The organism is Verrucosispora sp. SN26_14.1 (assembly GCF_004307965.1).
GTDB lineage: Bacteria > Actinomycetota > Actinomycetes > Mycobacteriales > Micromonosporaceae > Micromonospora.
The window spans coordinates 1-20,561 of record NZ_SISL01000059.1; the positions used below are offsets into that span (position 1 = coordinate 1).

Genomic DNA, 20,561 nt, shown 5'->3' on the forward strand with positions numbered 1-20,561 from the left:
GCTCGAGTACCCCGAAGGGCCTTTCCGCTCGACTTGCATGTGTTAAGCACGCCGCCAGCGTTCGTCCTGAGCCAGGATCAAACTCTCCAACAAAAACCTATTGGAAAAGCAAACCCCAGCAACAAAATGTTGTTGCCAAAGGAATCCCCACCAACCAAGCAAAAGCTTGGCCAGCACGGGGTATCATAAAACAATTTGGCACTGGCTTATCAAGCACCCTGTTGAGTTCTCAAAGAACAACCACACACCACACCACGATCCTGCATTTCTGCCTGACCGCGTCTGGGGCAACCGCTCCAAACTATCTGAGCCGCTCTCGGAGTGCAACCTGAAGAATCAGACTTTTACTCTGTAGCTTGCTCGGGACCCGCGCTGACGCACGCCCATCGGGCGGTCGTTTCTGTCGCGGGAAGCGGCAGACCGGCGATCACCATCTCTGGCGACCCACCCGGCTCCCTGCCGGCTTCAGCACTCTACCCGGTTGGCTTCGCGATCGCAACTCCGTCTTAGGGAGTCTCTCGCACCACCCGGTCTCAGTCTCAGGTCGACGGTGTCGACTCGATCCTGGCGCCCGTTCTCGGCCGGTTTGCCCCGGCCTCCCTCGTGCAGAGAGAAAGTTACGCGGACGTCCCGGAGAAGGCAAATCAGGATCCGTCGATGGTCTTGTCCGTGGGGCCAGTCGGGCCGGGCCGGGGGCTGCGAAGGCGAATGCCAGTCTCCCCGGGTCTCCCCCCGTCGGCACTCGACCACCCTGCGGTGGAACCTGTCCTGTCGGCGACGACCGGGACAGACCAGGACGTGCCAGAGTGTCTGGCATGGATGACGTGTCCCGGCCCGCCAGTCCGGTCCTCGCCGAGGACGCGCTACTCGGGCTTCTCCTGCCGTTCTGGCAACTGATCATCGGTGCGTTCGTGCTCTTCGCGGTGGTGGCCTCGATCGGACGTCTGATCAAGCGCGGCCCGTCGCGGATGAGTACGGCATTACTGGTGACCGCCGCCGCCATCGCCGGCTTCGCACTGGTGGGCGTCCTGCTACAGGGGTAGCGCCGTTCACATCCGCCGGTTGGCCAGGCTCGGCAGCTCTTCCCGGATACGTTCCAGCCGGGTCAGGTCGATGTCGGCCACCGCGAATCCGGGACCGTCGGGCACCTGGGAGAGCACCGAACCCCAGGGGTCGACCACCATGCTCCGGCCGTAACAGGTGCGGGCGGGTTCGTGGTCGCCGGTCTGGCCGGCCGCCGCGACGAAGCACTGGTTCTCGATCGCGCGAGCACGCAACAAGACCTCCCAGTGGTCGCGGCCGGTGTGCATCATGAACGCCGCCGGCACCACCAGCAGGTGGGCGCCTCCGCCGGAGGCGAGCTGCCGGTAAAGCTCCGGGAACCTGAGGTCGTAACAGATCGACAGGCCGACGCGTACGCCCTCGACGTCGACCACCACGGGACGGTCACCGGGTGCCACCGTGGCGGACTCCCGGTACGAGACTCGGCCGGGGATCTCCACGTCGTACAGGTGGATCTTGCGATAGCTGGCGGCAAGGGTGCCGGACCGGTCGAAGACCAGCGTGGTGTTCCAGGTGTGTTCGGGGTCCGGGCCGGACTCGTGGAACGAGCCGGCGATCAGCCAGACACCCCGTCGACGGGCGACGTCGGCGAAGAACCGGCCGACCTCGCCGTCGACCGGCTCCGCCGCAGGCATCCCCTTCGACGGGCCGAGGTAGTCGACGTACTCGGGGAGGAGCACCAGGTCGGCGCCGGCGTCGGCCGCCCGATCGATCAGGGCCTCGGCGGCGACCAGGTTCGCCTTACGGTCGTCCCGGGAGTTCAGCTGGCAGACAGCGACGCGCATGCCTGCCAGCGTACGACCGAACTGCCGTGGACGGCAGCGCGAGCACCTGGCACCGGCCCGATCAGGCCGACTTCTCCTCGCGCTCGCGCCGCGCCCGACGGCCGGTGAACTCGCGCGGGACGATGGTCGGGTTCACGTTCTCCAGCACCGCGTCGCGTCCGATGAGCACCCGGGCGGCGTCGGGGTTGCTGGGCACCTCGTACATCACGGAGAGCAGGACCTCTTCCATGATCGCCCGCAGACCACGGGCACCGGTGCCACGCAACATCGCCTGGTCGGCGATCGCCTCCAGCGCCGGGTGCTCGAACTCCAGCTCGACGCCGTCCAGCTCGAAGAGGCGTTGGTACTGACGGACCAGCGCGTTGCGGGGCTCGGTGAGGATGCGGACCAGCGCGCTGCGGTCCAGGCTGCGCACGCTGGTGATCACCGGAAGCCGGCCGATGAACTCGGGGATCAGCCCGAACTTGAGCATGTCCTCGGGCATGACCTGGCTGAAGATGTCGTCGGTGGACCGCTCGGAGACGGCCCGGAGACGGGCACCGAAGCCGGTGCCGCCGTGACCCGTACGCGCCTCGATGATCTGGTCCAGCCCGGCGAAGGCACCACCGCAGATGAACAGCACGTTGGTGGTGTCGATCTGGATGAACTCCTGGTGCGGGTGCTTCCGGCCGCCCTGCGGGGGAACGTTGGCGACCGTGCCTTCGAGCATCTTCAGCAGCGCCTGCTGCACGCCCTCGCCGGAGACGTCCCGGGTGATCGACGGGTTCTCCGACTTCCGGGCGATCTTGTCGACCTCGTCGATGTAGATGATCCCGGTCTCGGCACGCTTGATGTCGTAGTCGGCGGCCTGGATCAGCTTGAGGAGGATGTTCTCCACGTCCTCGCCGACGTAGCCGGCCTCGGTGAGGGCGGTGGCGTCGGCGATGGCGAACGGGACGTTGAGCATCCGCGCCAGCGTCTGGGCCAGGTGCGTCTTGCCGCACCCGGTCGGACCGAGCAGCAGGATGTTCGACTTGGCCAGCTCGACGCCGTCGTTACCGGAGCCCGGCGCACCGGCCGCCTCGGCCTGGATGCGCTTGTAGTGGTTGTAGACCGCGACGGCGAGCGCCTTCTTGGCCTGCTCCTGCCCCACGACGTAGTTGTCGAGGAACTGGCAGATCTCCATCGGCTTGGGAAGCTCTTCCCACTTCACCTCGCCGGACTCGGCCAGCTCCTCTTCGATGATCTCGTTACAGAGATCGATGCACTCGTCGCAGATGTAGACCCCAGGGCCCGCGATGAGCTTCTTGACCTGCTTCTGCGATTTACCGCAGAAGGAGCACTTGAGTAGGTCGCCACCGTCACCGATCCGTGCCACCTACGTTCTCCCTGCACTCATCGGCCGGAGCCCCGGCCACGACCTGCGGACGCTTACGCTCCGCCCGTCTTCTTACCCCGCCGGTCGCCCGGCTAAGTGGTACGGACCCGACGTTACCCGCTGTCGGAGTTTTCTCCGACCCCCAAAACGGGTGTGTCAGAGGCCGGCGGGCAACAGACCCCGCCGGCCTCTGGCCTGGTAACGGTCAGCTGGCCGAGTTGGCGGCCAGCAGTCCCTTCTTGCGGCTGGTGAGGATCGTGTCGACCAGCCCGTACTCGCGGGACTCCTCGGCCGTCATGATCTTGTCGCGGTCGATGTCCTTGCGGACCAGGTCGACCGCGCGGTTGCAGTGCCGGGAGAGCATGTCCTCCAGCTGGGTCCGCATCCGCAGGATCTCCCGGGCCTGGATCTCGATGTCCGAGCCCTGCCCGTAGCCGCCCTCGGTGGCCGGCTGGTGGATGATGATCCGCGAGTTCGGCAGCGCCATCCGCTTGCCCGGCGTGCCCGCGGCCAGCAGCACGGCGGCGGCGGACGCGGCCTGACCCAGGCACACGGTCTGGATGTCCGGCCGGACGTACTGCATGGTGTCGTAGATCGCCGTCATGGCGGTGAACGAGCCACCGGGCGAGTTGATGTACATGATGATGTCCCGGTCGGGGTCGGTCCCCTCCAGGGTGAGCAGCTGGGCCATCACGTCGTTGGCCGACGCGTCGTCCACCTGGACGCCGAGGAAGATGATCCGGTCCTCGAAGAGCTTGTTGTACGGGTTGGACTCCTTGACCCCGTACGACGTGCGCTCCACGAACGACGGCAGGACGTAGCGGTTGTGCACGGCCGCGAACTGTGGCGGCAGGCTCAGGTCGGTCATCGTCTGCTCCTCGATCAGCTCAGGGTCCCGGCGCCCTCGGGAACCTGGGCGGCCCCGGTGATCACCTTGTCGATGAAGCCGTAGTCCACGGCCTCCTGGGCGGTGAACCAACGGTCACGGTCCGAGTCCGCCTCGATCTGCGCCGGGGACTGGCCGGTGTGGGAGGCGACCCGTTCCTGGAACATCCGCTTGGTGTAGAGCATCTGCTCGGCCTGGATCGCGATGTCGGCCGCGGTACCGCCCATGCCACCGGAGGGCTGGTGCATCATGATCCGGGCGTGCGGGAGGGCGTAGCGCTTGCCCTTGGTGCCCGCGCAGAGCAGCAGCTGGCCCATCGAGGCCGCCATGCCCATCGCCACGGTCGACACGTCGTTGTCGATGAACTGCATGGTGTCGTAGATGGCCATACCCGAGTAGACGGAGCCACCGGGCGAGTTGATCCAGAGGTTGATGTCGCGGTCCGGGTCCTCCGCAGCGAGCAGCAGCAGCTGCGCGCAGATGCGGTTGGCGACCTGGTCGGTCACCTCGCTGCCCAGGAAGACGATCCGCTCCTTGAGCAACCGGTTGTAGACCGAGTCGTCGAGGTTGCCAATGGTGTCACCGCCACGGGCGTCAATCGCCCGGAGCGGCTTCGCTGGGATGTGCATGTCGGTCATGGCAGCCCTTCGCTCTCCGTACCGTCGTGTCCGACACTAACCGCTGCGCCGGGCGGCAGAGCCCCGGTCCGGGCACTGTTCGCTCTCAGCGCAGGACCCCTGAGAGGCGTACCCGGCAAAGGAATCGGGCCACCACCCACCGCTACCGGCGGACGGTGGCCCACCCCCGCGATCAGTGCTCGTGCGCGTGCTCCTGCTCGCTCGCCTCACGGAGAGCGTCGAGGCTCACCTCGTTGCCGGCCGAGTCCTTGATCTTGACGCGCTCCATGACCGAGGCGAGCGCCTTGCCCCGCCGCACGTCGCCGTAGACCGCGCCGGCCGTGCCGGAGCGGACCAGCTGGTCGTAGTACTGCTGGGGGGCCATGCCGGCGCGCTGGGCGCGGTGCACGATCTCGTGGCCGAACTCGTCGTCGGAGACCTGCGTGTCCTCGGCGTCGGCCAGCGTGTCGAGCAGCAGCTGGACCTTGACGCCCTGGGTGGCGGCCTCGGTCAGCTCGGTGTCGATCTGCTCCTCGGTCTTCTCCTCGGCGGAGAGGTAGTCCTCCATCGAGGCGCCGATGCGCTCGAGCTGGTCGACCATCGCCTGCTTGCGGCTCTCCACCTCGTCGCGGATGACGCCCTCCGGCGCCGGCACGTCGGCGACCTCGACGAGCTGCTCGAGGGCCTTGTCCCGGGCGGCGTAGATCTGCTCGACCCGCTTGCCCCGGGTGACCCGCTCACGCAGGTCGTCGCGCAGCTCCCCGATGGTGTCGAACTCGCTGGCCAGCTGGGCGAAGTCGTCGTCCAGCTCGGGCAGCTCCTTCTCCTTGACCGTCCGCACGGTCACCGCCACGTCAGCGTCCCGACCGGCGAAGTCGCCGCCGACGAGCTGGGTGGTGAAGGTGGTGTCCTCGCCGGCGGAGAGGCCGACCACGGCCTCGTCCAGGCCCGGCAGGAGCTGCTTGCTGCCCACCTCGTGGGAGATGTTGCTGGCCGAGCCGCCCGGCACCTCCTCGCCGTCGACGGTCGCCCGCAGGTCGATCTGCACGTAGTCGCCCTCGGCGGCCGGCCGCTCCACGGTCTTGAGGGTGGCGAAGCGCTCGCGCAGGCTCTTCACCTGCTCGTCGATCTCGCTGTCGTCGATCTTGAGCTCGTCGACCGTGACCTCGATGCTGGCCAGGTCGGGCAGGGTGATCTCCGGCCGGACGTCGACCTCGGCGGTGAAGTTCAGCGAGTCACCGTCGTTGAACTCGGTGATCTCGACCTCGGGGCGACCCAGGGTCTTGAGGTCGTGCTCGCGCACCGCGCTCAGGATGTTCTGCGGGATCGCCTCCTGCACCGCCTCGTTGAGCACGGTGCCCCGGCCGACCCGCTGGTCGATGATCGCGGACGGGACCTTGCCCCGGCGGAAGCCGGGAATCTGGATCTGCTGACCGATCTCCCGGTACGCCTTCTTGAGGCTCGGCTCGAGCTCGACGAACGGCACCTCGATGGCGAGCCGCACGCGCGTCGGGCTCAGAGTCTCGACGGTGCTCTTCACAGGCGTACTCCTTGACGGATCTCGGTTGTCTCTGGGGCGCTCTTACAGCCCATAGAGTGTAGGCGAGCCGGCACGGCGGGCCGGCAGCGCCCGGGAACCGCACGAACGGCAGGACCCGGAACGGTGACCGGCGCCCGGGTCGACCCGGCCGCGAGCGGCAGTCGGGGTGGCGGGATTTGAACCCACGGCCCCTCGCTCCCAAAGCGAGTGCGCTACCAAGCTGCGCCACACCCCGTGGCGACGTGCAGTCTATGCCGTCGGTCCGACAAAGGGATGCCGGGGCGTCACCCAACGCGCCGAACGGGATGAACAGGACATCGCGGCCGTTACCCACCATCCCCGGCCATCCGTACCGCCGCGCCGACGACCGCGCGGACGCCGCACCGGATACGGCCGCGCGGGGCAGACGCGCATTGGGTACGCTGTCGGCGCGCCCTGATCCGTCGGGGCGTACGCGGGCGTAGCTCAATGGCAGAGCTTCAGTCTTCCAAACTGACGGTGCGAGTTCGATTCTCGTCGCCCGCTCCAGCACCACCGGCCCAGGTCAGCGGCGTTCTCGCCCAACCTGGGCCGCTGTCGTTCTAGCTCTCTTCGATCTTGCGTGCCATTGGCGTGCCAGTAGCACCGTCCGTGCCGCCCGAGGTCGCTTCGCGTGCCTTCCGCGTGGCCTTCTTGCCCTTGGCCGGCTTCTGCTTGTCCTTGGGCTTGGGCTTGCCCGCCGCGCGCTTGGTCTGCTTGGTGATGCGGCGGTCCATGGCGTCGGCGATCTCCCGGTCCCGCTCGCTGTTGGCGTGCTGGTAGATCAGCGCCGCGCGCATGCTGGCGTGACCCATCCGGTGCATCAGGTCCCGCGTGCTGGCCCCGGTCGCCGCCGCCAAGTTGTTGCCGGTATGCCGCAGGTCGTGAAAGTGGAACCCCTCTGGCATGCCAGCCGCCCGCAGCGCCGCCGACCATCCGACTGCCCGCCGGAAGTTGCCGGAACGCAGCACCGCCCCCTTGTCACCGGTGAAGACCAGCGCCTCCGGCCCCTCCCCCACGAACTCATCCAGGTGATCGGCCAACACGAGCCGTGCCGCCGCCGGCAGCGTCACCACCCGATTGCCCGCCTCCGACTTCGGCGGCCCGAACTCCATCCGGTTACGCAACGCCGCCAGCTTGCGCGGCACCCGCACCGTGCCCGCCGTCAGGTCCACGTCCCCGCGCCGCAGCGCCGCCAGCTCACCCCAGCGCAGACCGGAGTACGCGGCGATGATCACCAACGCGGTGAACCGGGCCGGCATCCGTTCGGCGAGTGCGAGCACCTGGACCACGGTCGCCACCGGCCGCTCCGGCGTGTGATAGCGGTCATAGCCCGGGATGCGGCACGGGTTCTGCCGGATCAGCTCGTCCTCTTTGACGGCGGTGTTGAGGATCGCCCGCAGCAGCGAGTACGCCTTGACCGCCTGCGGTTCGCTCGTGCCGCCGTCGAGCAACGTGCGCCGCCAGGTGCGGATGGTCTGCGGCTTGATCGCGCCCAGGGCGAGCCCGCCGAGGTGCGGACGGATGTGCAGCCGGAACAGGTCTTCGTAGTTCTCGCGGCTGCGCGGCTGGAGCTTCCGTTCGGCGATCCACTTCCGGCCGTACGGCTCAAGCTTGATCTCACCCGCCTCCGGGGCCGACCACTCCCCCTTGATGATCTCCGACTCCACGACGGTCAACCACTTGCCCGCCTGCCGCTCCGTCTCGAAGGTGTGCGGCGCCTTCCGCTCCAACCCGTCCGGCCCGACGTACCGCGCCTGGAACCGCCCGGACGGCAACCGCCGCACGTTGCCGAAACGCCGCCGGCCTTTGCTGCCCGCCATCAGGCCACCTCCCCCAGGTATTCACGCAACTGCGCCCGGGTCATCGGCACCACCCGGTGTGTCTCGATGTACGCGGCCACGGCGGACGCCTCGAAACGCACCAGCCGCCCGACCTTCACGAACGCGATCCGCCGCTCAGCCACCAGCCGGCGTACGAATCGCGGCGTTGCCTTCAAGCGAGCGGCGACCTCATCGGCGGTCAACAGCTCGTCATCCATGCGGTTGTCCCTCCCCTGGTTCAGGCCGCGAGCGCGGCAGGTCGATCGGTTGCCGAAACAGCGACGGCTGTTCGCTGCCGGGCGATGTCGAGGTCCGCCCGCCATCGGATGCGGGCGGAGATGGCGCGCAGGAGGCGGTGTTCCAGTGGTGGCACGTCGGGGTCTTCGGGGCGGGCGAGTTCGAACCGGTAGCGGTTCGGCCCGTCTGTCTCGTCGGCCGCCTGGTCGTGTTCTTCGGTGTCGGCCATGCCGCCCGCGAGGATCGCCCGCACCCATGAGCGGTTGTCGGCGCGGTGGTCGGCGAGGGTTTTGCCGGACCACTGTCGGGAGACGAGGACGCGGCGGCCGGTGAAGCCGAGGGTGGAGCGTTGGTGGACCTTCCCGGTGCACCGCCCGGGGGTCAAGCCCGCCTTGACGCCGTCGGGCTGGACTCCGTACAGCAGCCAGTTGGCACAGGTCGGCGAGCACGGCAGCACTGACAGTTCCGCGTGGAGCCGGTCGAAGTGTGCCTTCTGCGCGTCGGACCGAGGCTTGGCCTGGTCGGTCAGGTCCTTCGTGACGTATTTGGTCACGTACCGGATGGACCGCTCCGCGTCCATAGTGCCCTGCTCGATGCCGCGTGCGTCGATGCGGCCGAGGCGGGCGACGTAGGCGGGCCGGCTGTCGGGTTCCTCCAAGGCGTCGAGCGCTTCACCCCACGTGGGCAGCGGCTCGCGCGTCTTCGGGTCGACGTATGCCTGTTGGTCAACGTCCCACACCGGCGGCTTGTCCACCCGATAGATCGGCTCGTTGAAGGGTGGCCACCACACCTGGTGATACGTCGCTGCGGCGATCTGCTTTAGCAGCCGACGGGGCAGGGTGCCACGGATCGCGAAGTGCGCGTGTGGGGCGAGTCGGCGTTGCAGCTCGACGGCGCCCGCGTATTGGACGTTCCAGCCGGCGGCCCGCCGGACGTTCTGCCACCACCGGTCCAGCACCCGCGCGAAGTGGATCGCATCCAGCGCAGCCCGCCGGTAGTCATACGTGGTCGGGTCGACCGGAGTCCCGAGCACCTCGTCATACGGCCCGTGTCGTTGTCCGCACTCGCACGGGGCGACGTAGGGGCCGCGCCGCAGGTGTGAGTGCACCGCCCCGTGGGAGCCGAGCGTCAACGTCACGAGCATCGACGGGCGGTGCGTCTTGCCGGTCTTCCCGGAGTAGGCCCGCCCGACGGTGCGCGGGTCGACGGGCAGGCGGGGTAGGTCGGGTGAGTCCTGCCGCCGCCTGGTCGACCGCTTGCGTCGTGGCCGCTCGTCGCGGTCCTTCGGGGTGAGGTGCCCGCGCAGGCTCGTCTCTGCGAGCGCTTCGTCCAGTTCGGCGATGGCGGCGTCTATCTCGGCCAAGTGTGCGACCCGTTCGTCCGGGGTCATCGGCTGGTACTGCACCGCTTCCCGTTCGAACTCCAGGTGCGCCCGGACCCGCACCAGCGCGAGGACGTCTTCCCCGGGCTCGTCGGGGCGTATGGCGGGTTCGTCGGCGAGGTGCCAGCCTTCCCGGATCTGCTGGATTCGTAGCCGCCTACCGCGCTCTGCGCACGGCGTGCACTTGACGGCGAGGGTGGCCCCGCAGGGCACCTCCACCACCTCGGTCACGCCCGTGGCGACGTCGGTCCGGCGGAGGGCGAGGGGGCGGATGCAGACGCCGTTCTGTTCGGCGAGCTGCTTGAGCGCGTCCTTCGCGAGAGGCTTGCGCAGTCGGTCGGCCCGTGACCCCGGCCGAGGCCGCTCCACGCTTGCAGCGTCGGTGGCCGGGGTCGCGTTGGGGATGAGTTCGAGTTGGCTCACCGGTCACCCACCGGACCGGCGGGGGTGCCGTTGCGCGGGGTGAACGCTGCCGCCGGGACGGGCACCAGCCCGGGACGCCGCTCGATCGATGGCACCGGCCGCAGGATCGCCGGGCGAGGCTGCTCGCCATCGACATCCCGGACGACGGTCGCCGCCTGGTCGTCGTTGGAGGGCATTGGCACTGGCACCGGCAGCGCGTTGCTTCCGGTCGGCTCGTCAGCGCGTCGTTCGTCATCCGGCTCGGCGACCGGTGCCGGTACGGGTGCGGTGGAGAAGACGAGTTTGGACAGGCCGAGGAACGCCAGCGCGGGCACGGCGGACAGGAGCCAGCCGGACAGACCAGGCTTGGCCACGGCGAGTTGCGCGGCCAGGGACAGTGAGACGGCGCAGACGAGCAGGAACATCGGATAGCCGATCGGCCCGCCGGTGCGGCGGCGTTGCCGGATGGTCAGCAGCGCCGCCAGGGGCAGCAGTTCGGAGATGGCGGCGTTGGCCCAGCCGAACCAGTCCCCCGTACCGGGCGGGGAGTTCGCCATGGTCCAGTCATGGACGTGGGTGAAGGAGGCTGCTCCGGCGAGCCCGCCGACGACGAGGACGATGAGGACCAGGACCAGGCCCTCTATCCGTTGCGCGGTGGTCTTCACGCCGTCGCCTCCTTCTCGGGGGTGGGGTGGTCGAGGTGGCGGTAGGTGCGGCCGAGGGAGCGGATGTCGTCGTCGGTGAGGTAGCCGAAGCGGACCCGGACGGGTTCACGGACACCGTCGAGGACGACGAACCCCACCCCCGGCTGTGTTTCGGGGATGCGGTCGCAGAGGGCGCCTCGGTCGCGGGCGGCGTCGCCGAGGACCATGTCCACCTGTTCCGGCTCGGTCAGCCGGAGACCGATGCGGGTCGGGAACAGGTCCCGGAACGGCAGCACGTCCTTACGTGGGTCCTGCAACGCGGCGATGACGTGCACGCCGACCGCGCGGCCCTGGGAGAGGAGGAGTCCGAGGGATTCCTTGATCCGGTCCCGGACCTTCCGATCCGTGATGTACGCGGTCAACGCCGCCAGCTCATCGATGACCAGGACCAGCAGCGGTTCCTCGACCGTCGGCACGTGCTGGCGGGTGACCCCGCGCAGCCGGGAGGCGCGTAGCCGCATGCGCTTGACGGCTTCGTCGAGGACGCCGGCCATGCCGTCGGGGTCGTCGTAGGCGAACCGGGCGAACAGCGGCACCCCCGCCGCCAGTTCCATGCCGCCCTTCGGGTCGAACGCCCACACCTCCACCAGGCCCGACCGGATGCCGCCGGCCAGGGAGCGGATGAGCGACCACAACACCGAGCCCTTGCCCGCCCCGGTCGCCCCCGCGATCAGCACATGCGAGCCCGCCAACCGCAGCCGATACGGCTGCCCGTCCTCCCGCACACCGAGCGGTAGCCCGCCCAGGTCGGGCGTGTCCGCCACCGGCAGCGGCGCCACGACACCGGCAAGCGGGTCGCGGCGCATGAAGCGGACCACCACCCGGTCAGGACGGCCGGTGGAACGGGCTTGCCCCGTGTGCTGCCGGAACGCATACGCGAGACGCTCCGCCGCCTGACCCCAGTCGTCGGGAATCTGGCCCGGCAGCATTCGCACCGTCAGCTCATCGCCCCAACGGTCACAGCGCACCCGCAGTAGCCGGGGCACGTAGCGGTCACCGCCGAACACCGTCGCCAGGCCGCAGGTAGCCATCACCGACGCCCACCGAGGCCGATACACCACCAACGCCCGCACCCGCGCAACCAGCGGGTACCAGCCGAACCGCAGCCAAGACGCGGGTTGCCACCGCCACCATCCCAAGCAGCCGGCCGCCACGGTGGTGACGACGCCCGCCAGAACCAGACCACCGAACTCCGCCCGCACCCACAGCGCGAGCGCAGCCGGAGTGGTGAGCCACCAGTAACGAACAGCCAGGACGGTCAGACGGAACAGGCCCCGGGCCAGCCACCAGAACACCAGCAGCCAGCCCGGCACCCGCCACGCAGGAAGACGCACATTCATCGGCGCAACCGGGATCTTGTCCCCCGGAATGACGTTGATCAGAGGCACACGCCACCGCCCTGACCACGGCCGCCCCGGCCCAACGTGGTGATGCAGGGTCGGCAGGACATGCGCCGCAGGTCGAACCGGCGCGGCTTCACCCACCGCGAACAACGCGGACAACGGATGGCGTAGACCACGCCGAAAGCCGGCGGCAGCCGCAGCACCGACCGGACCGCCGCCTCCACCTCCCACAGCGCGTGCCGCAGGTCGGCCACGCGAGTACGGACCACGACGAGTAAGGCCCCGACCAGCAGCGGCACGGCCGCGATCAGGGCAGGGTGAACTACGGTGGGCATCACGCCCTCCTTCATCTGACGAGGGATGGGAGAGCGCGGGACGGGCCGGGACTCTTGGCGGGGAAACGACCCGCCCCGCGCGCCAAAACCGAAGCGATCAGGCAGCCGCCGAACCCGGCGACGACGACGCCGGCCGCAACGCCGACGCCCGCAGCGAATACGCCATCCGGGAACGGCAGTCACCCGAGGCGCGGCCCGGCTTGCACCGCTGCGAATCCACGTACGGGGTCAGGGTCAGGCCCTCGAACTCCACCGCAGGCGGGTAGCCCGGCACGGTGGACGGTGGTGGCACCGGCTGCTGCGCGGCGACCACCTTGACCTTGACCTCAGTGGAGCGGCCGAACTTCCCGGCCTCCGGGTCCAGGTCCATCACCCGCACCACCCACACCCGCTCCCCGGACTCCTTGTCCCGCGCCTGGTTATCCGCCTCACCCCGCCGCTCAAAGTCGATCTGCGGCGACACGCCGAGGCACAGCGCCCCGGCGGGGAAGACGTACTCGGACGGGACCGGCACCTTCAACGTCATCGGAACCACGGGAGCAGCCTCCTAGCCTCACCAGCTATCACCCTGACAACCGGTTGAGCTAACAAGTTACGTCAGCTTGTAAGCACAAGCAAGGTCCAATGCGAGTCGGTTGCACAATGTGGCGATCGGACCGAAGGCGGCAGCGAGGGGGCTTGGATGCGAGAGCGCGTGACAGCCGACCGGCTCACCCTCGTGAGCACTGCGGGCCGATGGTTCCACCTGCACCGACCAGTGCTGATCGAGGGCGGACAGTCCTACTGGATCGACTATGAGACCAGCGAACTATGCGTCGACCGAGGCAACGGCCACATCACACGCGCCGCTGGCTGGGTGTGTCGCTGAGCCAGCGGAGGATAGACAGCACTCAGGACACGGCGTAGGTGTCTTCGATCTCGTGACGGCTGCCGGGCATGACCAGGACCGAGGTCATGATGGGGTCGCCGGAGGCTTGGTGCAGGGTGATGACGACGCTCATCACCGACTCGTCGGCTGGCACGTCCAGGGCGTCGGCCTCGTCCAGGCTGACCCGACGGGCGGTCATGCGTTCGGTGGCGTAGTCGGCCCGTAGGCCCTTCTGGCGCGCGATGAGGTCGAGCAGGCCGCCCGGGATGGGTGCCGGTTTGGTGATGTCGGTGCCGACCGCGATGTCCACCGGGACGAAGGTCGCGATGAGGTCGACCGGCCCGACCTCGGTGACGGTGCGGCGGCGGCGTTCGTAGACCGGCGTACCTTCGGGGATCTTCAACTCGGCCGCGATGCGGGGCGTGGCGAGCACCGGGCCGACGTGCAGGATTTCCGTGTCGCCCGTCTCGTCCAGCTCGACGGCGTCGCGGGCGTACTCCGGTGAGGTGCGGCCGGCGGCGGGCCGGCCGCGCACGAAGCTGCCCTTGCCTTGCTGCGACTCGATCCAGCCGTCCTGCTTGAGGATGCCCAACGCCTTGAGCACCGTCGGGCGAGACACCCCGAACTCGGTACAGAGTTGGTTCTCCGACGGCAGTGCCGCACCGGGCGCGTAGTCGCCGTCCTCGATGCGCTTCCGCAGCGTGTTCAACACGCGCAGGTACTTCGGCGTCGGAATCTCGTACGCCATCGCGGGCCACCCCACCTATGAACGCTGCATGAATTACAGCAGCTTATGAGTTGTTTGCATAACAGAACAAGTCAGCTCAGCCGTTCGGTGTCACACCCTCGACCGCAGCGGCCAGCCACCCCGACCAGGACGCCGACGTCACCACCCGTTGAGCCAGGGCTCTCTCTGCGCCGGTCGGCCGGCACCGCAAGTTACGGAGCCAGACTCGATTAAGGTTTTGTTGAAGGGGCAGCCCGCCGTTCGACCTGGTTGATCATCTGGTTTGACGCCCCGTAGAGACGTCCGGCCCAGAGTGCCGAATCCGACCACTGTCGCAGATCATCTGGCGAACGCGTGTCGCCCATCACCCGACGGAGGACATCTGCCCCGGCGCCCTCACTGCCGAATCACTCTCAATAGAATCAAGGGGCCACGCAAGCGCGGCCCGCCCGCCGCACTCGGCCTGCTGGCGGCCTTCGGCCGGCATCGGCCGGCACGGCGGGCCATCGCCCCGAAGACAGGTCGAGGAGTCGATGCCAGTAGGCCCGACGGTGCCTGCTCCGGGACGTGGAACCTGAAGACGGCGGTGGAGACTGTCAGGATGCAGTCGACGATCCGGCGCCACCGCGAGTTGTTCGCATCCGTGCACAAGCGGCCCCTGATGTATCTGCTTCGGCCTGACTTCAGCTCAGCCGCCGCGTTCGTGCTCGGGTGCCACGTCGCCAACGAAGCGATCCTGACAGGCTTCCAAGAATGGCTCGTCACACGGGTGGGATGCGGGTCGAACGTCTTCTGGACGCACCTCGTCCTCAGGCTCACCGAGCCAGTCGGTCCCAAGAACCCACGCGAACTGGACCCCGATACTGATCGCAGAGCCTTCGACGCACTGTTCTCCCTGCTGGACGAGTTCCTTGCACTTCGGGAGGAACACGACAGCCTGCGCAGGGTCTATCGAGCCTACGAAGAGTGGCAGGTGCAGCGCGACGGCCAAGGCTGCCGGGAGTCCGGGGCCACGGATTGCCCTGTTGTGGATTGGCCACGTCCGACGTCTGTCGGCTGAGTAGGGCCGTGACGATCGCGGGGTCCCCGAGCACCGCCGAGGGCGGGGCGATCGCTGCCGCGCCGCTTCGCGGCTTGCCACCGGGTACCGGGGTCCAGGCACGCGGAGAGCCGGCGGCACGGCAAGCCGCCCCCGGCCCGACAGGCCGGGGGCGGTAAGCCACACACGCCGCCGGACAACCACGCGCAACTACCCGGCCGTGCCAGCCACGTGCCAGTAACCCGTGTCCCAAGGGGTCAGCGGCGGTCATGATCGGGCAACACCACACCCCTGCCGACCAGGCGATCCGGGCAGATCATGACAGCCGGAAACGATCTTCCAAACTGACGGTGCGAGTTCGATTCTCGTCGCCCGCTCCAGCACCACCGGCCCAGGTCAGCGGCGTTCTCGCCCAGCCTGGGCCGTTCTTTATGGCGATCCGGTCCCGCTCGTGAGGAGCAAGGTCGAATGTGAGCCTCTCGCGCGATACGGAGAGTCCTAGTCCGACAGCAGCCGACTCCGGACCTGGGAGGCGTCCTAGCATGGCCGAATGAGCAGCAGGTCAAGCCAGACGTCACCGCTGACCCGCCTGTTGAATCACCGGAACCTGACTCCTTGCGCCCCGCCCCAACAGGCTGGCATATCGGACGTGGAGCTTCGTGCCGTCATCGACGGCGACGCACCGAGCCCCGTACTGCTCCGGCGCCTGGCGCCCGCGCTCGACCTGCACACCGCAGACCTGTTCGTGATCGCGGGCCTGCCAGTGCCGGATGATTTGACGCCCCTGGATGCAGAGGCCCGTAGTGGGGTCGTGTCTCTGGTCTCAGCGGCGGTACGGCTTCCGGCGCAACAGCGAACCGGGCTACGTGAGAGCCTCCGTTCATTGCCCCAGATGGACCGCCTTCAGCCGTCCCCACCCCCGCCGCCTTATGAGCGGTATCCACCAGGTCCCGGCGCCATGATCCTGCGGATGCTCCACAACCGGAACCTCGGCTGGATGGGAGCGGCCAAGTGTCTTGCCCAGGTCACGCCCCACTACTTCGCCGCCTCCACAATCGGGCGGATCGGCCGAGGCGAGAAGGAGTTGACCGCCGACCTGGTCGCCGCTTTCGCCGCCCTGCTGGCCGTACCCGCCGACGACCTGGCCGCTCTGACCGGCCTCGAAGCCGGCGGAACGACAATGGTCAACCCAGCCGTAGAAGACGTGGCCTCACTGATCTGGGACGCCAGGCGCCTCACCGCCGGCCAGCTTGCGCAGGTCACGAATGAAGCAAGGTCCATGCTGTACGAACAGCGGCCCAGTCAGGACACGGCGTAGGTGTCTTCGATCTCGCGGCGGCTGCCAGGCATGACCAGGACCGGGGAATGATGGGTTCGGGCGGAGGCGCGCCCGTCGCGCTCGGCCTGCTGGCGGCCTCCGGCCGGCAAGCGATGACCGAAACAGCGGTAGACGATCTTCAGTGGCTCCCCGGCTGATCGCTGCGGATGCTACCGGTTGGCGTTGTGGCCCGCCCTGGGCGGGATTTCCGGACGCCCAAGGCGCTCCCACAGTAGTTTACGGCCCAAGCCGGCAGCGTAGAGATTTCCAGCGAGGGTGAGCATCACGAGGCTATGACTGCCCAGTAACAGAAACGCGACCACTGGTAGGCCGGTGAACAGGAGGACGCCGCTGTAGTAGACCCAGATGGGCAGCTGAAGCATTGAGCGCACGGGCCGATTCAACAGCGTGGGGGACGTGCCGGCCAAGGGCAGGGCCATCGTAGTGAAGTCGATGGGCTCGGCGTAGCGACCCAGGACGGCCTACCTCCAAGCGGGCGAGGTTTGGTCTCGACGAGCTCCGCCGGCCACTGTGCAGTGACTCTTGGGGAAGAGCGTTCACACAGGAGTGTCGGACGGTGGTGCCAGCCTTTGACCGTATGCAGCCTCTCGCCGTGCGTCACATCGTGGTCAGCATCCTCTACGGGCATTTTCTTCTCCGGGACGCGTGGTGCGATGCCGGTGACGACAGGGAGTCGTACCGGGATTCGGAGGGTCACGTAGCCGGTGCGTCGACGTACCAGATCGTCGTGCGGGCGCCGGCGGATCCACGGAGTGTGGGCCTTGAGCTACGGGTCTGGGGCGGCGAGCCCGAGCCCGATCGTGGCTCGTGGGACGAGTGTCGACAGCTTGATCTGCACTGCCCGACCGGTGAGCTGCTCGTCGAGCAGATCACTGCCGGAGCGGCGGCGGAGGTCGCTCTTCCGCAGGATGCCGGGGTGTACGGCGTCCGGGTCCATCGGAGCGGTTACGGCGACGCCCAGACGTTCCTCGTCGACCTGTGGTGGCAGACGCCGCTGCCGCCGGACGACGATGACGAGGACTTCTACGGCGATCTTCCGTGACGGTCTCCCCCAGCCGGTCAACCACGGTGGGCGGCCATCCAGGTGGTGGCGAAGTCGACAAGCGAACGTTGGGACATCAGCCGGGCCGTGGCGTTGCCGACGCGGCCGATCGTCGCCGCGCCGGTGGCCTCGAAGTCGGCGCCCAGTCGGATGAAGTCGCTCTCGTCGGTGACGACGTCCACCCAGGTCGTCCAGCGGCTCATGCCGTCGGGTTGGCGGACCGAGGAGCCGGTGGCGGCGCGTGGGGACGACGGGTGCCGCCACTCGGCCAGGTGCAGCGAGGTGTTGGAGTCGTGGCCGCAGCCGAGCAGAAGGACTTTGCCGTCGCGCCGGTACACCGCGCCGAGCGGTGAGGTCTCGCCGAGCGCGTCGTCGAGGCGGTGGCCGGCGACGATGTCGGCGGCGTCCGCGCCGAGGGCTGCGAAGGAGAGTTGCGGGTGGTCGCTGCGCAGGGCGCCCGGCCAGGTACGCACCACCTCGGGGACGGCGCCCATCCACCGGCTCGGGGTACGGGCGGGGTCGAAGCCGGGGGTCTGCTCGCGGATCACCGGCCACCACGATTCCGGTACGGGCGGATGCTGCCAGCCGGCCGGGTCGGTGTTGTGGGGTGTGTGCGTGGGGACGACGAGCGTGCCGTCCGGACCGAGCGTGGCCAGCAGGGCGCGCACCAGCGCCTCGATGCCTCCGGCCACGAACCCGAGGCTGCGGTTGGACGAGTGCAGAATCAGGACGTCACCCGCGTCGACGCCGAGCGCACGCAGGTCGGCGCTAATCGACTGGACGGTGTGCGGTCTCGCCTGGTCCATTGGACACAGTTTATGCCGGAGCAGCAGCTCCGGCGGGGAGGAGCGGGCATGTCGGACGAGCCGGAACCGGGCCTGGTGCCGGAGCACCTGCGGCCGGAGGACGACGACCGGGAGTCGGTGCTGTTGACCGTCGACGGTGAGCAGTTCCGGGTGAGCACGCAGGCCGGTCGGCCGGGGTCGTACGACTTCGACTGGCTCAACGGGCGCAACGACTACGGCTTCGGACTGACCAACTCGGGCGGACTCGCGTTGACCCGGGACGAGTTGGTGCAGGCGATCCGGGAGTTCCTCGCCGAGATCGATCCGGCGACCGGCTACCTGGCGGAGTGACGGATCGAGTGTGCGCCGAACCTCCCGGATCAATCCACTCTCGTGGATATCTCGGTACCATCCTGGCTACCGTCGACGCCTCCACCGGAGAACCCGGCCGGGGGCGCAGCCAGGAGGAGGAACCATGCCACTCCCCCGTCCGTTCCGGCGACGTCCGGCCGTCACCCGCGCGTCCCTCGCCGTCCTGCTCACCGCCGCCGTCCTGGTCCCGCTGACCGGCACGCCAGCCGCCGCGGCTCCGGCCACCGGCGAGATCAGGTACGCCGATTCGGCCACCGCCGTCCCCGGCAGCTATCTCGTCGTGCTCCACGACGAGTCCACGGCGCGTACCGGCGTCACACCGGCAGCCGTCGCCGACCGGCTGGCCGACCGGTACGCCGGACGCGTCGACCGGATCTTCACCGCCGCGCTGCGCGGATTCGAGGTACGCCTGAGCGAGCCGGCCGCCCGTCGACTCGCCGCCGACCCGGCGGTCGCCTTCGTCGAGCAGAACCGGATCGTGGCGCTGGCCGACCCGGGGGTGCAGCTCAATCCGCCGTCCTGGGGACTGGACCGGATCGACCAGCGGAACCTTCCCCTGGACGGCCGGTACGCGTACCCGAACACCGCGCCGGACGTGCGCGCGTACGTGATCGACACCGGGGTGCGCGGCACCCACCGGGACTTCGGCGGACGGGTCGGCACCGGCGTAGACCTGGTGGACGGCCTGCCGGCGGACGACTGCAACGGGCACGGCACCCACCTGGCCGGCACGGTCGGCGGCACCCTGCACGGGGTGGCCAAGCGGGTGCGACTGCACCCGGTGCGGGTGCTCAACTGTGCGGGCAGTGGCAGCATCGCCCAGGTCATCGGCGGCGTGGACTGGGTGACCGCGAACGCCGTCCGACCGGCGGTGGCGGTGCTGGCGCTGGGCGGTGCCGCGAGCAGCGCGCTGGACGCGGCGGTGACCGCCTCGATCGCCTCGGGCATCACCTACGCGGTGACCGCCGGCAGCGCCAACGGCAACGCCTGCGCCTACTCGCCCGGCCGGGTACCGGCCGCACTGACCGCCGCCGGCACCACGATCACCGACGCCCGGATGCCGTCGGGCAACTACGGCTCCTGCCTCGACCTGTACGCGCCGGGCGCGAACATCACCTCGACCTGGCACACCTCGGACACTGCCACCGCCACCCTCAGCGGCGGGTCACCGGCGACCGCGCACGTCGCCGGATGCGCCGCCCTCGCCCTGCAGGCCAACCCCGGCTGGAGCCCGGCCCAGGTCGCCGCCTACCTGACCGGGCGCGCCACGGTCGGCGTGGTCGGCGGAGTGAGCAGCGGCACCCCCAACCGGCTGCTCTACTGCGGCCCGTGACGGGCCGGTGACCGGTCGCGCAGGCCCAGCGGGCGGACAGCACGGACGGGTGCCGGGCACCGGGGGATGAACCGCGTCACGCCGGGTAAGCAGGCCGCCGTCCTGGTGGAGTGACGACCTCGGTCGCGGGCTGCGCGACCGCTTCCGGGCGGGTCGGCCGTACGGTCGGCCCGCCCGGTGTCCGCGCGGTGTCCCGTCGCGGCGTCGGGCTCAGCTGAACAGCCAGTTCCAGGCGTCCACGATCCACTGGGTCTGTTGCAGGTAGGCGATGCCCAGACCGGTCAGGAAGATCGCCGTGACCAGGTGCGCGCCCCGGGCGCTGCGGCGTACCCGACCGAGCTGCCGTTCCAGCACCAGCCGACCGATCAGCCGGGTGAGCGCGAACAGACCGGCCCCGACCAGCAGGCTCAGGATGAAGATCAGGAACGGGCCGACCAGGTCACCACCGCCCGAGATCGCCCAGATCCCCCAGCACACGAATGCGACCAGCGCGCCGGCCGCACTCCACTCCCCGCCCCGCTTGAGCTGGGCCACGTGCCAGCTCAGCGGCCGGCGCGGCGCGGGCT

At 69.0% G+C, this 20,561-nt stretch carries 20 protein-coding genes, 2 tRNA genes, 1 rRNA gene and 1 pseudogene; 7 read left to right on the forward strand and 17 right to left on the reverse strand.

Annotated features, from left to right (window positions below; translation table 11 throughout):
* Positions 1-93, reverse strand: a 16S ribosomal RNA gene (locus tag EYA84_RS08615); the annotation flags it as partial.
* Between the two features lie 722 nt (positions 94-815).
* Between EYA84_RS08615 and EYA84_RS08620 the strand changes: the two genes are divergently transcribed.
* Positions 816-1,043: a hypothetical protein gene (locus EYA84_RS08620; RefSeq protein ID WP_131052510.1), complete on the forward strand. Its 228-nt coding sequence runs from the start codon at positions 816-818 to the stop codon at positions 1,041-1,043.
* A gap of 6 nt (positions 1,044-1,049) precedes the next feature.
* Here EYA84_RS08620 and EYA84_RS08625 read toward each other — a convergent pair whose 3' ends face one another.
* The 6 genes from EYA84_RS08625 to EYA84_RS08650 form a co-directional block, all read right to left on the reverse strand.
* Positions 1,050-1,847, reverse strand: coding sequence for a carbon-nitrogen hydrolase family protein (locus EYA84_RS08625; RefSeq protein ID WP_131052511.1), 798 nt, complete (start codon positions 1,845-1,847; stop codon positions 1,050-1,052).
* Between the two features lie 61 nt (positions 1,848-1,908).
* On the reverse strand, positions 1,909-3,204 hold the full coding sequence (gene clpX / locus EYA84_RS08630; RefSeq protein ID WP_131052512.1) for an ATP-dependent Clp protease ATP-binding subunit ClpX: 1,296 nt from the start codon (positions 3,202-3,204) through the stop codon (positions 1,909-1,911).
* 205 nt (positions 3,205-3,409) lie between these two features.
* Entirely contained in the window at positions 3,410-4,072 is a 663-nt protein-coding gene (locus tag EYA84_RS08635) for an ATP-dependent Clp protease proteolytic subunit (protein WP_131052513.1), read from the reverse strand.
* A 14-nt stretch (positions 4,073-4,086) separates the two neighbouring features.
* Positions 4,087-4,728, reverse strand: a complete 642-nt coding sequence (locus EYA84_RS08640; RefSeq protein WP_131052514.1) for a ClpP family protease — start codon at positions 4,726-4,728, stop codon at positions 4,087-4,089.
* 172 nt (positions 4,729-4,900) lie between these two features.
* Positions 4,901-6,247 (reverse strand): trigger factor, encoded by a 1,347-nt coding sequence (tig, locus tag EYA84_RS08645; protein ID WP_131052515.1) that lies wholly within the window; start codon positions 6,245-6,247, stop codon positions 4,901-4,903.
* A 161-nt stretch (positions 6,248-6,408) separates the two neighbouring features.
* A tRNA-Pro gene (locus EYA84_RS08650) sits at positions 6,409-6,482 on the reverse strand.
* A 219-nt stretch (positions 6,483-6,701) separates the two neighbouring features.
* Here EYA84_RS08650 and EYA84_RS08655 point away from each other — a divergent pair.
* Positions 6,702-6,775 (forward strand) — tRNA-Gly (locus tag EYA84_RS08655).
* A gap of 53 nt (positions 6,776-6,828) precedes the next feature.
* Here EYA84_RS08655 and EYA84_RS08660 read toward each other — a convergent pair.
* From EYA84_RS08660 to EYA84_RS08695, 8 genes are all read right to left on the reverse strand, one after another.
* Positions 6,829-8,088, reverse strand: coding sequence for a site-specific integrase (locus EYA84_RS08660; RefSeq protein ID WP_131052516.1), 1,260 nt, complete (start codon positions 8,086-8,088; stop codon positions 6,829-6,831).
* Positions 8,088-8,306: a helix-turn-helix domain-containing protein gene (locus EYA84_RS08665; RefSeq protein WP_131052517.1), complete on the reverse strand. Its 219-nt coding sequence runs from the start codon at positions 8,304-8,306 to the stop codon at positions 8,088-8,090. Before EYA84_RS08665 ends, EYA84_RS08660 begins: the two co-directional genes overlap by 1 nt.
* Positions 8,307-8,326: 20 nt before the next feature.
* The gene (locus EYA84_RS08670; protein ID WP_236145664.1) at positions 8,327-10,129 is read right to left on the reverse strand and encodes a replication initiator; all 1,803 of its coding nucleotides are present in this window, start codon (positions 10,127-10,129) and stop codon (positions 8,327-8,329) included.
* Positions 10,126-10,773 carry a DUF2637 domain-containing protein gene (locus EYA84_RS08675; protein WP_131052518.1) on the reverse strand — a complete coding sequence of 216 codons (648 nt, stop codon included), beginning with the start codon at positions 10,771-10,773 and terminating at the stop codon, positions 10,126-10,128. The genes EYA84_RS08670 and EYA84_RS08675 overlap by 4 nt, the downstream gene beginning before the upstream one ends.
* Positions 10,770-12,152 (reverse strand): FtsK/SpoIIIE domain-containing protein, encoded by a 1,383-nt coding sequence (locus EYA84_RS08680; RefSeq protein ID WP_236145665.1) that lies wholly within the window; start codon positions 12,150-12,152, stop codon positions 10,770-10,772. The genes EYA84_RS08675 and EYA84_RS08680 overlap by 4 nt, the downstream gene beginning before the upstream one ends.
* Before the next feature lie 38 nt (positions 12,153-12,190).
* Positions 12,191-12,490, reverse strand: a complete 300-nt coding sequence (locus tag EYA84_RS08685) for a hypothetical protein (RefSeq protein ID WP_131052520.1) — start codon at positions 12,488-12,490, stop codon at positions 12,191-12,193.
* A gap of 97 nt (positions 12,491-12,587) precedes the next feature.
* A complete protein-coding gene (locus EYA84_RS08690; protein WP_201272335.1) occupies positions 12,588-13,016 on the reverse strand; it encodes a hypothetical protein in 429 nt (142 codons plus the stop codon).
* A 364-nt stretch (positions 13,017-13,380) separates the two neighbouring features.
* Positions 13,381-14,106, reverse strand: coding sequence for a GntR family transcriptional regulator (locus EYA84_RS08695; protein WP_131052522.1), 726 nt, complete (start codon positions 14,104-14,106; stop codon positions 13,381-13,383).
* 580 nt (positions 14,107-14,686) lie between these two features.
* Between EYA84_RS08695 and EYA84_RS08700 the strand changes: the two genes are divergently transcribed.
* From EYA84_RS08700 to EYA84_RS08710, 3 genes are all read left to right on the forward strand, one after another.
* A complete protein-coding gene (locus tag EYA84_RS08700; RefSeq protein WP_131052523.1) occupies positions 14,687-15,145 on the forward strand; it encodes a hypothetical protein in 459 nt (152 codons plus the stop codon).
* 949 nt (positions 15,146-16,094) lie between these two features.
* Positions 16,095-16,442, forward strand: a complete 348-nt coding sequence (locus EYA84_RS33420; RefSeq protein WP_236145666.1) for a hypothetical protein — start codon at positions 16,095-16,097, stop codon at positions 16,440-16,442.
* 613 nt (positions 16,443-17,055) lie between these two features.
* Positions 17,056-17,505 carry a hypothetical protein gene (locus EYA84_RS08710; protein ID WP_131052524.1) on the forward strand — a complete coding sequence of 150 codons (450 nt, stop codon included), beginning with the start codon at positions 17,056-17,058 and terminating at the stop codon, positions 17,503-17,505.
* Between the two features lie 17 nt (positions 17,506-17,522).
* Here EYA84_RS08710 and EYA84_RS08715 read toward each other — a convergent pair whose 3' ends face one another.
* The gene (locus tag EYA84_RS08715) at positions 17,523-18,311 is read right to left on the reverse strand and encodes an aminoglycoside N(3)-acetyltransferase (protein WP_131052525.1); all 789 of its coding nucleotides are present in this window, start codon (positions 18,309-18,311) and stop codon (positions 17,523-17,525) included.
* A 48-nt stretch (positions 18,312-18,359) separates the two neighbouring features.
* On the opposite strand from EYA84_RS08715, the gene EYA84_RS08720 reads away from it, so the two are divergent.
* Both EYA84_RS08720 and EYA84_RS08725 read left to right on the forward strand, forming a co-directional pair.
* Positions 18,360-18,641, forward strand: coding sequence for a hypothetical protein (locus EYA84_RS08720; protein WP_131052526.1), 282 nt, complete (start codon positions 18,360-18,362; stop codon positions 18,639-18,641).
* Between the two features lie 124 nt (positions 18,642-18,765).
* Positions 18,766-19,995, forward strand: a complete 1,230-nt coding sequence (locus EYA84_RS08725; RefSeq protein ID WP_131052527.1) for a S8 family peptidase — start codon at positions 18,766-18,768, stop codon at positions 19,993-19,995.
* A 210-nt stretch (positions 19,996-20,205) separates the two neighbouring features.
* On the opposite strand, the pseudogene EYA84_RS08730 reads toward EYA84_RS08725, so the two are convergent.
* Positions 20,206-20,561, reverse strand: a pseudogene (locus EYA84_RS08730) (hypothetical protein); the annotation flags it as partial.